We start from the raw sequence: 12,057 nt of genomic DNA, 5'->3' as shown, positions 1-12,057 counted from the left end.
ACTCTCCCTATAAGCGCCACATAACAAGAGTAAATTCGCTATCCTAAGCGAAAATTGCTACACGAACATGAATTCCCAAGAATTCCCCTCTAAATTTCTGCTTGATGATGTCAATCTAAGGATCTGATTGATTACTCCACACGCAGGAATAGCTTTGCTCTAAAATGCAGGGTTGAACTCCTTTTTCACCTGCAAGCGATTATGTCAAAAAAATTACCCATCACTAGCGCACCGGCATCATTTGAAAATGCCATGGCCGAGCTATCCGAGTTGGTCGCGCAAATGGAAGCTGGCGATTTAGCGCTGGAGGCCTCGGTCAGCGCCTATCAAAGGGGTTCTGAACTCATTAAGTATTGTGCGGATCAACTCAATAAAGTGGAGCAGCAAGTCAAGGTACTGGACGCCGGCTTACTCAAACCCTACGCCAGTGACGACAGCCAAGAGGTTCAAGCATGAGCACGCAACTGGCGGAATTCCAGACGTGGATGAAAACGACGCAAGTCGAATTTGAAATCGCTCTGGCAGATTTGCTTCCTGCCAGCACCACATTGCCGACCCGCTTACATGAAGCGATGCGCTATGCCGCCTTAGATGGCGGAAAACGGGTGCGCCCGCTCTTGGTATATGCCGCCGGTCGCCTATTCGATGCGCCGCTGCACTTACTCACGCGTGCTGCAGCGGCTTTAGAAATGATCCATGCTTACTCGCTAGTGCATGACGACATGCCCTGCATGGATGACGATGCACTGCGCCGTGGCAAGCCGACAGTACACATCAAGTACGATGAGCCCACCGCGCTCTTGGTCGGCGATGCCTTGCAAGCACAGGCCTTCCTGGTCTTGGCGGAAGGTGATGCCAGTGCCGAGGTTAAATTACCGATGCTGCAATTACTGGCAACAGCGGCCGGCTCGCGCGGCATGTGCGGTGGCCAGGCGATCGACCTTGCCAGTGTCGGTTTGGCGCTGAACGTGGAAGAACTAGAGCATATGCACAGACTAAAAACTGGAGCACTGTTACGCGCCTCGGTCTTGATGGGTGCGATGAGCGGCAAAACCCTGTCCACAAGCGAAGTAAGCGCACTAGACGTGTATTCCGCGGCCATCGGTCTGGCGTTTCAGGTAGTCGATGACGTTTTAGATGCCACCGCAGATTCGGCAACCTTGGGAAAAACCGCAGGCAAAGATGCGGCCGATAATAAACCTACCTATGTTTCACTCCTGGGATTAGACGCCTCCCGTGCGCTAGCGGACAAACTCTGCCGTGATGCGCATCAGGCCTTATTGCCATTTGGCGAAAAAGCTCAGCTACTGCGCGAGCTGGCAGATCTGATCGTGCAGCGGAAAGCTTAAGCTATGACACTCCAGACTAATTTACTCCAAAATATCAATACTCCGGCCGATCTGCGCAAACTGACGCGCGCGCAATTGCCACCGCTGGCCGACGAGCTACGAGATTTCGTGATCGACTCGGTCTCCAAGACCGGCGGCCACCTATCTTCAAATCTGGGTACGGTAGAGCTGACGATCGCCCTGCACTATGTCTTTAATACGCCGGAAGACCGTCTAGTGTGGGATGTCGGCCATCAAACTTACCCGCATAAAATTCTGACTGGCCGGCGCGATCAGATGCACAGCTTGCGTCAATACGAAGGCGTTTCCGGCTTTCCGCGCCGCGCAGAAAGTCCTTACGATACCTTCGGCGTAGGTCACTCCTCGACCTCGATTTCGGCTGCCTTAGGAATGGCGCTGGCCGCCAAAACCAAGGGTGAGAGCCGTCATTCGGTGGCGATCATCGGCGATGGTTCCATGACCGCCGGCATGGTGTTTGAAGCCATGAACAATGCAGGTGTCTATGACGACATCAATATGCTGGTGGTACTTAACGACAACGACATGTCGATCTCGCCGCCGGTAGGGGCCTTAAATCGCCATCTGGCACGCCTGATGTCGGGCAAGTTTTACGCCGCCGCGCGCAATGTCGGCAAGTCGGTCTTGCCTTCGCCGGTACTGGAACTGGCGAAGCGCTTTGAAGAACATGCCAAGGGCATGATAGTCCCGGCCACCATGTTTGAAGAATTTGGCTTCAACTATATCGGCCCTATCGACGGCCATGATCTCGATTCGCTGATCCCTACCCTGCAAAACATTAAAAACCTCAAGGGTCCGCAATTTTTGCACGTGGTAACCAAAAAAGGTCAGGGCTACAAACTGGCGGAAGCCGATCCTATTTTGTATCACGGCCCCGGCAAGTTCAATCCCGCCGAAGGCATCAAACCGGCCAGTACACCGGCCAAGCAAACCTACACCCAGGTATTCGGCAAATGGTTGTGCGACATGGCAGCGCAAGACAGCAAACTGGTAGGCATCACGCCGGCCATGCGCGAAGGCTCGGGCATGGTCGAATTTGAACAAAAATTCCCCAAGCGCTATTACGATGTCGGCATCGCAGAGCAACACTCGGTCACCTTCGCGGCCGGGATTGCCTGCGAGGGTCTCAAACCTGTGGTGGCGATTTATTCGACCTTCTTGCAACGCGCCTACGATCAATTAATTCATGACGTGGCTCTGCAAAATCTGGACGTCACCTTCGCGCTTGACCGTGCCGGACTAGTCGGTGCCGATGGTGCCACGCATGCTGGCAATTACGATATCGCCTTTTTGCGCTGCATCCCGAATATGATCGTGATGGCGGCCTCAGACGAAAACGAATGTCGTCAGATGCTCACTACCGGCTACCACTACCCGGGACCGGCTGCCATACGCTATCCGCGCGGGGCCGGCATCGGTGCCGTGGTAGAGCCGGAACTGACTAGCCTGCCTATCGGCAAAGGCGAACTGAAACGGCAAGGCAGCCGTATCGCGATTCTGGCGTTTGGCTCCATGGTGCATCCTGCACTTAAAGCCGCCGACAAACTCGACGCCAGCCTCGCCAATATGCGCTTCATTAAACCGCTCGATGTCGATCTGCTCAAGTCACTGGCTGACAGCCACGATGTGCTGGTGACAGTAGAAGAAGGCTGCAGCATGGGTGGCGCTGGTTCTGCGGTGGCCGAGGCACTGGCCGCAGCGGGGATCTGTAAGCCGCTGCTGATACTCGGTTTGCCGGATAAATTTATTGATCATGGCGATCCTGCGCTCTTGCTCAGTCTATGCGGTCTCGATGCCGCGGGTATCGAAGCCTCTATCCGCGAGCGCTTTACCGCCGAACTCAGTTGCACACCCAAACTGGCAGCCAATAGTTAAGCCGCTGAGCTTTTGCTTAGCTTCCCAGCACTCAAATAGAAAAGCCAGCGAGATTCAATCTCGCTGGCTTTTTTACTGGAAATATCAATATACTCCCACCTGTATATTTTAACAGCGCACATAATACCTGCGCAAACAGCCTATTTTCATTCAAATAATGGGGAGTATATGAAAACTGCGCCCCAAGCGCAGATCAGCGCTGGCGCTCTTTTTCCCAGATCACATCGCTGCCGCCGGCATAGCGATTAAGCACCCGCGACAACACAAACAACAGATCCGACAGACGATTCATGTACTGACGTGGCGCATCATTGATAGGCTCGCTCTTGCCGACGCTGACGATCACACGCTCGGCGCGCCGGCACACGGTACGGCAGACATTGGCGATGGCGGCGGCACGTGAGCCGCCCGGCAAAATGAAGTCGCGTAAAGGCGGCAGGTCGGCATTGTAAAACGCCAGCAAACTATCTAAGCGCGTCACCTGCGCCTCAGTAATCATGGTGTAGCCGGGGATGCATAATTCACCGCCCATATCGAACAGATCATGCTGTATCGAGACCAGCTCATGCCGCATCTGCGCCGGAATATCCTCACAGATCAACACGCCGATCTGCGAATTAAGTTCATCGACATCGCCCATGGCGTGTACCCGCAGCGCATCTTTATCGACACGGCTGCCATCACCCAAGCCTGTGGTACCAGCATCACCGGTGCGTGTTGCTATTTTTGAGAGTCTATTGCCCATAATCGCCAATTTTTAAACAGGAAGTCGGAAAGCATACGTGAAATCGGCTGCTTACGCATCATAATAGAGCATAGACCGAAAGCGCCGAGTTTTGCAGCAGCTAAGCGCAACATAAGACTTAGCAGCATGCAGCGAAATAGCATGAATGCAGCGTCCAGCAAGCGCATAAAAATTTATTTAATCTGGAATAATAATGGCAACACGACTCCCCCCGGTACACGCACTATCCGCCTTTGAAGCCGCCGCCAGGCATAGCTCTTTTGCGGTAGCCGCCGAAGAACTCTGCATTACCCCGTCGGCACTCTCACATCGCATCCGCTTGCTGGAAGAACATTTATGTGAACGCGTTTTCGTGCGCGAAGGTCGTAGTGTTACCCTCACCGAGTTTGGTCGCCGTTATCTCGATGTGGTCAGAGTCGCCTTGCGCACTTTAGCCGAATTCCCCTTGCCCAACAAAATCACGCAGAATCAGTTACGCGTCAAAGTCACCGTACCACCGACCTTTGCGCGCTATATGTTTATGCCTAAACTGGCTGAATTTACCCGCCAGTATCCGCAAATCGAAATCGAGATTTTTCTGTTCGTGCCGCTCTATGATTTGAGTCTGTCTGAGAGCGACGTCGAGGTGCGCTTCGGTGCCGGTGAATACCCCAATTTGGTCACCAAAAAGCTGTTCGTCGAACCGGCCTTTTTGGTCGCCAGCCCAGCCTACCTGAAGACTATCGCTCCGATTAAAACCCCGAACGATCTGCGCCACGCCACGCTGTTGCGGTCGGCACTAGAGCCTTGGCAACCCTGGTTTGAGGTGGCGGGTTTAGATTGGCCGGAACCGACTAGCGGCTTACGCATCGATGATCTGGGTTTGCTACTGGAAGCGGTCAAACATGGTCATGGTGTGGGCTTAACGCGTCAACATTTCGCGCAGGATCTGATCGCCAGCGGTGAGGTGGTACGCCTGTTCGATACCCAACTAGACGCACCACCGCATGCCTATTATCTGGTGCATGAAGCACAAGCGATCATGCGTCCGGAAGTCCAATTATTCATAGATTGGATGCAGACTAGCTATCAGCAAGACTAGTCTGTTTCACATGTTCTGGTTTTGCATGCTGCTGCAACCATGCGTCCACCGCGATCGGGCGAGAATATAAATAGCCTTGTAAGCTATCGCAAGCACTCGCGACCAGGAAATCAGCCTGCTCGCGGGTCTCCACGCCTTCTGCCACCACGCGCAAACCCAGATGTTTCGCCATCGCCAAAATCGCCTGCACGATGGCGGTGTCGCTGCTGTCTGTGGGTGTGTCGCGAATAAAGCTCTTATCGATTTTTAGTTCATACAAGGGCAGACGTTTCAGATAGAACAGGCTGGAATAACCAGTCCCAAAATCATCGATAGAAAAACGTATCCCCATCTGACACAATTGGCGCATGCGTATGATGGTTTCTTGCAGATTGTCGATCAACAAACCTTCAGTGACTTCAAAAATCAATGCCCTGGGGTCGGCCCCGCTATCGCTCAGCGTAGTGCGCACTTTATCCACAAAATCGCTCTGGCGAAATTGCTTGGGGCTGACATTAATCGACAGAGGAAAATCCCAGCCCTGCGCCCGCAACTTGAGCGACACCAGGCAGGCTTGCTGCAAGACCCAATCACCTAACTGCACAATAATCCCCGATTCTTCAGCCAATGGTATGAACTCTGCCGGTGACACTGCGCCACGTAGAGGATGGGTCCAGCGCATCAAAAGCTCGGCGCCGCTAGGCACACCCAAGCTATCCACCTGTGCTTGTATAAACATCTGCATCTGCTCGCTGGCGATGGCGCCTGCCAAGTCACGCACCATGGTGAGCCGGTTCTCGACTTCGGTCTGCATGCTTTCTTCAAAAAAGGCGATCTGATTGCGCCCGGCCATTTTTGCGCGGTACATGGCGGTATCGGATTCACGCAAGAGATCTTCTTTGGTTTGTCCCGGCTTAGGCATTAAAGTCACGCCTATGCTGCAAGCACAGGTATAAGTTTGCCCATCTATCCCGAAAGCTTTAGCAATCTCAGCACGAATTTTTTCAGAAATGCTTAGTGCGATTGCGGCAGCGGTATGGCTCTCTTTTGCCAGGTTCGCTATCAAAACTACGAACTCATCGCCACCGATACGCGCTACAGTATCTTCTTCGCGCAGTAAATTACTCAAACGTTTCGCCACCGCGCTGAGCACCGCATCACCGGTGGCATGACCGCGCGCATCATTGATAAATTTGAAGTGATCGAGATCAATAAACAGGACTGCGCTAAACATGCCACTGCGTTGCGCCGTCGCCAGCAAGACGCCTATCCTGTCGAGCAGCAAACGGCGATTTGGCAAGCCCGTCAAAACGTCAAAATACGCCAGTGAATGGATATCTGACTCGGCTTTTTTTCTGGCGGTAATATCGCGCCCTACCATTACCTCATGGGTAAATTTCCCTTCATTATCGGCCACTGGCTGCACCACCACCTCCAACCAATACTCGCTACCGGATTTGGTATAGGCGATTAGTTCTGCGTGTACCCATTGATGTAGCGCAATTGCTTGGCGTATCCGCAACAGCTCTTCCGGCTGCGTGTTCGCTCCATGAAAAGCTCGCGGTCTACGCCCCACCACATCGGCACTGGTGTAACCGGTCTGCAGCTCAAATGCTTGATTCACAAAAACAATCCGTGACTCGCCATCCGCCTCTTCACTGGCACACGAAATCACCACCATATCACTCAATTGCGCTACCGCTGCCGAGATCAGGCGCAAGTCTTCATTCGCGCTACGTAAGGAGTCCGTCACCAGGCCCTGGTCTTTTAAGGACTTTTCCAGGCGCTGCAACAGCACTCCGCAAGAAATCGTAATGACCGAGCTAATCAGTGAAAAATTTAAAGTAATCACCGCCCAGCGCAACAAGGGTTTGTCGGCCAGCCCGGCCAGATGAATATTAATATCGAGAAAATAGCCGACCAACATCAAGGCAAAGGCATTCACGATCAAACAGTAGACCGCGGGTCGCAAACCCAATAACAAGGCCGCCATGACTGGGAAGGCCATCAAATAAATTTGCCCGACCGGACCGACTGCCCTTAAGAAAAATATGCCAAGAAGAAATAGCAGGAGTAGAAAATTCCAGGCTCTGGCAACATAAGACAAAGTTGTTGAGCACAGGATAATCGCGAGCCAGGCAATCGCCACGATGTCCATGACGATCACAGCCCACAAGCGATCGCTAATCGCCATAAAAACACTGGGTATGGCGGTGGCGGTGCCAAGTAATAAGGTCGCCACTAAGATGGCAGAGAACACCTCTTCACGCCAATGTTGAATATCATTGACGGGATGTCTGGCGCGAAAAAACTGCTTGCGTATGAACTGAAAAAAAGTTTTCAAGGCTAAGGCTCTCAGGAGAGACATCGCTAGGGAAAAACACATTTTCACTACGGAGTTACTTTACTTTATACGCTTACCAAAGACTATTTGCCAGTCTCTTCTTGCCCTAGACAGGTCAATCAACCGAACGCCCAGCCGAAGCGCACCACAAGGCAAACCACTGTTCACGATTCAAGCTGATGGCAGTCGCCGCCACCGCTTCACGTATGGCTGCAATACGCCCGGAGCCGGTCAGCACTAGCGGTTTAGCCGGATGCTGCAGTACCCACGCCAAGGCCACGCTCGCTTCTGTCGCCCCTAGCTCGGCGGCAATCGTCGCCAAAGCCTGCCGTACGCGTACACCTTGCTCACTCACATCGTTCATCAGGCGTCCGCCCGCCAGCGCCGACCAGATCATAGGCGCGATGCGCAAGCGCTGACATTGATCGAGGCTGCCATCGTTTAAAGGCGCCATATGCAGCAGCGACAGCTCGATCTGATTGGTCACCAGCGGAATGCGCGAGGCGAGTAAATCAAACTGAGCTGGAGAAAAATTCGACACGCCAAAATGTCTGACCTTGCCACTTTGCTGCAAAGTATGGAAAGCTTCGGCGATTTCATCGGCATCCATCAAGGGATCGGGGCGGTGTATCAGGAGTAAATCAAGCTCATCTATTCCCATTCTGCGCAAAGAATTTTCGGCCGAGGCGATGATGTGCGCGCGACTGGTATCGTAGTGCTGAATCTGATGTGTTGGTCGATGTGGCGACCGCAGCTTGATACCGCATTTGCTGACGATCTGCAGCCGCTGGCGCAATTGTGGTGCCAGCGCCAGCGCTTCGCCTAGTAAAGCCTCGCTTTGATAATCGCCATAAATATCAGCTTGATCGAGCGTGCTAATGCCCAATTCCAGCGCCTGCTCCAAAAAGCTGAGCCGCTGTTGCGGTGACATAGACCAATCAGCCATGCGCCACAAGCCGAGCACGATACGGGAAAAATGCGGGCCTAGTGGCGCGATCTGTAAGGCTGGTGTTTGCATGCCGTTTGTCTCGTTTTAATTGTGAAAGTCCAGGTCAGACTTGTTCCTGTAAGGATGCTGTCAAAGCCAGTCGCAGTGTAACCCACTCTTAGTCCGTGTCTATCCTTTCGAACTGAAAACCACACAGACACTGGACCTTGCTGCGTCAGTGTGGCTGCGACCAATTGCTGCGCTTATGCGCTGGGCTGCGGCGCGGGTAGTAACTCGTCCTTGAACATGGCTTTTAAACCGCGTAAGGCCTGGCGACTACGGGCTTCGTTTTCGATTAAGGCAAAGCGCACATACTCATCACCATAATCGCCAAAACCTATGCCGGGAGAAATGCAAAGCTTGGCTTTTTCCAGCACCAGCTTGGCAAATTCCAGAGAGCCGAGATGACGATATGGCTCAGGAATGCGCGCCCAGATATACATCGAGGCCTTAGGTATCGCGACCATCCAGCCCATCTCATGCAAGCCCTTGACCATCACATCCCGACGTCGCTGGTATTTATCGCAAATCTCTTTGACGCAAGTCTGATCACCTTCCAATGCCGCGATGGCCGCCACCTGTACCGGCGTAAAACTGCCGTAATCATGATAGCTCTTGATGCGTGCCAGGGCCGCTACCAGCTCCTTATTGCCGACCATAAAACCGATGCGCCAGCCCGCCATGTTATAGCTTTTGGAGAGTGTAAAAAACTCGACTGCGACATCGCGTGCGCCCTCAACTTGCATGATGGAAGGCGCTTTCCAGCCATCAAACACGATGTCGGCATAGGCCAGATCGTGCACGACTAGAATATTGTGTTCTTTCGCCAGCTTGACGACACGCTCAAAAAAATCAAGTTCTACACATTGCGCGGTCGGGTTCGACGGAAAGCCAAAGATCATCATCTTGGGTTTTGGGTAGCTTTCGCGTATCGCGCGCTCGAGTTCATCAAAAAAATCTACGCCCGGACTCATGCGTATCGAGCGTATGTCAGCTCCCGCAATCACTGCGCCATAAATATGAATCGGGTAACTAGGATTAGGCACCAGTACGGTGTCGCCCTTATCGAGGGTCGCCAGCATCAGATGCGCCAGCCCCTCTTTCGAGCCTATGGTGACGATCGCTTCTGATTCAGGATCGAAGCTGACATCGTAACGCGACTTATACCAATGCGTGATGGCGCGGCGCAGACGCGGTATGCCTTTCGACGCAGAATAACCGTGCGTATCCGGCCTTTGTGCCGCCTCCACTAACTTGGCGACGATATGTGGCGGAGTGGCGCCATCGGGATTGCCCATGGACATGTCGATGATATCGACACCGCGTCGGCGCGCCGCCATTTTTAATTCAGCGGTGATATTGAAGACGTAGGGAGGCAGGCGATTGATGCGCGAAAAGCTGTACTTGGGAAGACTAGGAATGGCGACTGCCGCATGCGCGACCGAAGTATAGTATGCATTAGAACTTGGAGCTGAGCTTGGAGTTGAGTTAGCAGATGCAGTAGCTGCACCCCGGCCCGGCGGAGTAAGAGTTTTTGTCATGATAGATTGTACGTAAGCGCCCGGAACCGTCCGAGCGACGTTGAAGCTAATGCTTCGCTGACAATACTAAAGCTAAAAACTCTTTTTGACTAGGCTAAATGCAAAATCAAATTAGAGTAGGCCCACCACGCATATTCCATGCGCCTTTCAAGCCAGGCAGGCTGGAGAAGCGCATAGAATATGCGCGAGCGGCCTATGACATTTTTATTTTTTGAGTACGCCGCGTAACTACTCAGCTGCCGGTATTTGTGAAAGTGCGGTGATGAGATTGGCCGTCTTGGTATAGCCGGAAGCGATCATATGCAAGCCGTCTGATTTCACCAGCAGTAAGGCCGGGAAACCAGAAATCCCCCAGCGCTGCACTTGCTCGAAATCATGCGCGGTCTCGCTCATGGTGGCGGGCGCGCTCAGGGTTTCATAAAAACTCTGGGCGTCAAAACTATCGGTATCTGCCGCTAAATTCAATGCTGCGCTGGCCACTTGCGCCAGCACCTGCAGATCGGTGACATCTTGGCCTTCGGCATAAAACGCATGCTGGATCGCATGAAACACCGTCAACAAGGATTTACCGGGCAGCTCATCGTCCAGGATGCGCGCGGCCACCACGGCACGGCAGGCTGGCTCAGTGTCGTAGATAAAGTGAGGCTGCGCCATGCTATTGCGGGTAAAAGGCAGGCCGCTAGCCTGTTCCACATGCTGCCAATGTCCTAGAATCATGGCTCTTTTTTCGGCGTCCATGACGTCCTTGTTATAGGCACGCAAACCGCCGAGCACAATATCAATACGCGCCTCCGGCATAGCCTCTAGCAAAGCCAGTAATTCAGGACCAAAGCCGTAACACCACGAGCACATGGGATCGGCGATATACAAAAATTGTGTCATTGAGTTTCCCTTTTTGCGATCAATCTTTTTGCTATCAATCAAAAGCAGATTGTATCGAGTTTACAACTCCTGCATTTTAAGCCGGGTACAGCGCACCGAGTATGCGCAGGCCTTTGGCTCCTGTCACCTCCGGCAAATTGCCGGGCAAGCGCAGCGTAAATCGCTGTGCCAGCCAGGCAAAGGCCAGCGCTTCTACATGATTCGGTGAGACCCCCAGCGCTTGCGTGCTGGCGACGCTGGCCAGGCAGCCTCGTTGTTGCAACTGTCGCGCAATCTCTTGCATGAGGCGTGCATTGTAAGCACCGCCGCCGCAGACATACACGGCGTTCGCCGCAGGCGCGTGTTGATAAATCGCATCGGCCAGCGTGACGGCAGTGAAGGCGCACAAAGTCGCCTGTACGTCGACCGCAGCGACGCTGCTAAAATTCGCCAGCTTTTGCATTAGCCAATCGGGTCTGAACAAATCGCGGCCGGTACTCTTGGGTGGCAATTGGCGCAAAAATTCTTCATCGCACAAGCTAGCCAACAAGCCCGTATCAATCTGTCCCAGCGCTGCCCAGCTACCGTTTTCATCATAGCTTTTACCCTGATGCTGGGCGATCCAGGCATCCATCAACACATTCCCCGGGCCGGTATCGAAACCGCTGGTATTGCCATCGGCATGCAGAATACTGATATTGCTGATGCCACCGATATTGAGCACGACCCTGGTCTCGCCTTCCGCACCAAACACGGCTCTATGAAAGGCCGGCACCAGAGGCGCGCCCTGACCACCAGCTGCGACGTCGCGACTACGCAGATCGGCAATCACATCGATGCCGCACAACTCAGCGAGTAAAGCAGGATTATTCGTTTGCCGCGTAAATCCCAGCTCAGGTCTATGCCGTATGGTTTGGCCGTGTGCGCCGATTGCCCTCACCTGTTGCCGTTGCACTTGCGGCGCCTGTCGTAATAGTTCATTCACACATACCGCATAGTGCTCGGCCAAGGTATTTGCCAACAACGCTTCACGCTCTATCTCGTTGGCACCTGCTTGCTGCAAGGCCATCGCATCCTGCCGGAAGCTAGGCGAGAATGGCTGATAGGCCGTGGCCAACAGTCGCATCGCTCCGGCAACGTCCGGCAACTCAACTAAGACGCCGTCGACCCCGTCAAGACTGGTGCCTGACATCAAACCTATATACAGACTACTGATGGAATTGTGCATAAAGTAAAAAGCTCACAGAATAAAAAAAGGCCGAACAGCAAGTTCGGC

Annotated in this window: 10 protein-coding genes; 4 read left to right on the top strand and 6 right to left on the bottom strand. The window is 53.3% G+C overall.

Annotation, left to right across the window (positions count from 1 at the left end; all coding sequences use genetic code 11):
- Positions 1-201: 201 nt before the first annotated feature.
- Genes EJN92_RS13315 through dxs form a run of 3 tightly spaced genes read left to right on the top strand, consistent with a single transcriptional unit; the run spans position 202 to position 3,242 of the window.
- Complete coding sequence (locus EJN92_RS13315; protein WP_126128277.1) at positions 202-456, top strand: exodeoxyribonuclease VII small subunit; 255 nt, start codon at positions 202-204, stop codon at positions 454-456.
- Positions 453-1,349: a polyprenyl synthetase family protein gene (locus EJN92_RS13310; RefSeq protein ID WP_126128276.1), complete on the top strand. Its 897-nt coding sequence runs from the start codon at positions 453-455 to the stop codon at positions 1,347-1,349. The genes EJN92_RS13315 and EJN92_RS13310 overlap by 4 nt, the downstream gene beginning before the upstream one ends.
- A gap of 3 nt (positions 1,350-1,352) precedes the next feature.
- Entirely contained in the window at positions 1,353-3,242 is a 1,890-nt protein-coding gene (dxs, locus tag EJN92_RS13305) for a 1-deoxy-D-xylulose-5-phosphate synthase (protein WP_126128275.1), read from the top strand.
- Positions 3,243-3,435: 193 nt separating this feature from the next.
- On the opposite strand, the gene EJN92_RS13300 is transcribed toward dxs, so the two are convergent.
- Complete coding sequence (locus EJN92_RS13300; RefSeq protein ID WP_126128274.1) at positions 3,436-3,987, bottom strand: cob(I)yrinic acid a,c-diamide adenosyltransferase; 552 nt, start codon at positions 3,985-3,987, stop codon at positions 3,436-3,438.
- Positions 3,988-4,180: 193 nt separating this feature from the next.
- On the opposite strand from EJN92_RS13300, the gene EJN92_RS13295 reads away from it, so the two are divergent.
- Positions 4,181-5,068: a LysR substrate-binding domain-containing protein gene (locus tag EJN92_RS13295; protein ID WP_126128273.1), complete on the top strand. Its 888-nt coding sequence runs from the start codon at positions 4,181-4,183 to the stop codon at positions 5,066-5,068.
- Here EJN92_RS13295 and EJN92_RS13290 read toward each other — a convergent pair.
- The 5 genes from EJN92_RS13290 to EJN92_RS13270 form a co-directional block, all read right to left on the bottom strand.
- The gene (locus EJN92_RS13290) at positions 5,049-7,391 is read right to left on the bottom strand and encodes a putative bifunctional diguanylate cyclase/phosphodiesterase (RefSeq protein WP_227869537.1); all 2,343 of its coding nucleotides are present in this window, start codon (positions 7,389-7,391) and stop codon (positions 5,049-5,051) included. The genes EJN92_RS13295 and EJN92_RS13290 overlap by 20 nt on opposite strands.
- 115 nt (positions 7,392-7,506) lie before the next feature.
- Positions 7,507-8,409 (bottom strand): aldo/keto reductase, encoded by a 903-nt coding sequence (locus tag EJN92_RS13285; RefSeq protein WP_126128271.1) that lies wholly within the window; start codon positions 8,407-8,409, stop codon positions 7,507-7,509.
- 173 nt (positions 8,410-8,582) lie between these two features.
- On the bottom strand, positions 8,583-9,920 hold the full coding sequence (gene alaC / locus EJN92_RS13280; protein ID WP_126128270.1) for an alanine transaminase: 1,338 nt from the start codon (positions 9,918-9,920) through the stop codon (positions 8,583-8,585).
- Positions 9,921-10,148: 228 nt separating this feature from the next.
- Positions 10,149-10,802 (bottom strand): DsbA family protein, encoded by a 654-nt coding sequence (locus EJN92_RS13275; RefSeq protein WP_126128269.1) that lies wholly within the window; start codon positions 10,800-10,802, stop codon positions 10,149-10,151.
- Between the two features lie 76 nt (positions 10,803-10,878).
- The gene (locus EJN92_RS13270) at positions 10,879-12,009 is read right to left on the bottom strand and encodes an anhydro-N-acetylmuramic acid kinase (protein ID WP_126128268.1); all 1,131 of its coding nucleotides are present in this window, start codon (positions 12,007-12,009) and stop codon (positions 10,879-10,881) included.
- Positions 12,010-12,057 lie beyond the last annotated feature (48 nt).

This window comes from Undibacterium parvum, assembly GCF_003955735.1.
Taxonomy (GTDB): domain Bacteria; phylum Pseudomonadota; class Gammaproteobacteria; order Burkholderiales; family Burkholderiaceae_D; genus Undibacterium; species Undibacterium parvum.
Note: the sequence above shows the minus strand (reverse complement) of the source record. Positions and strands in the feature narration are given on the sequence as shown.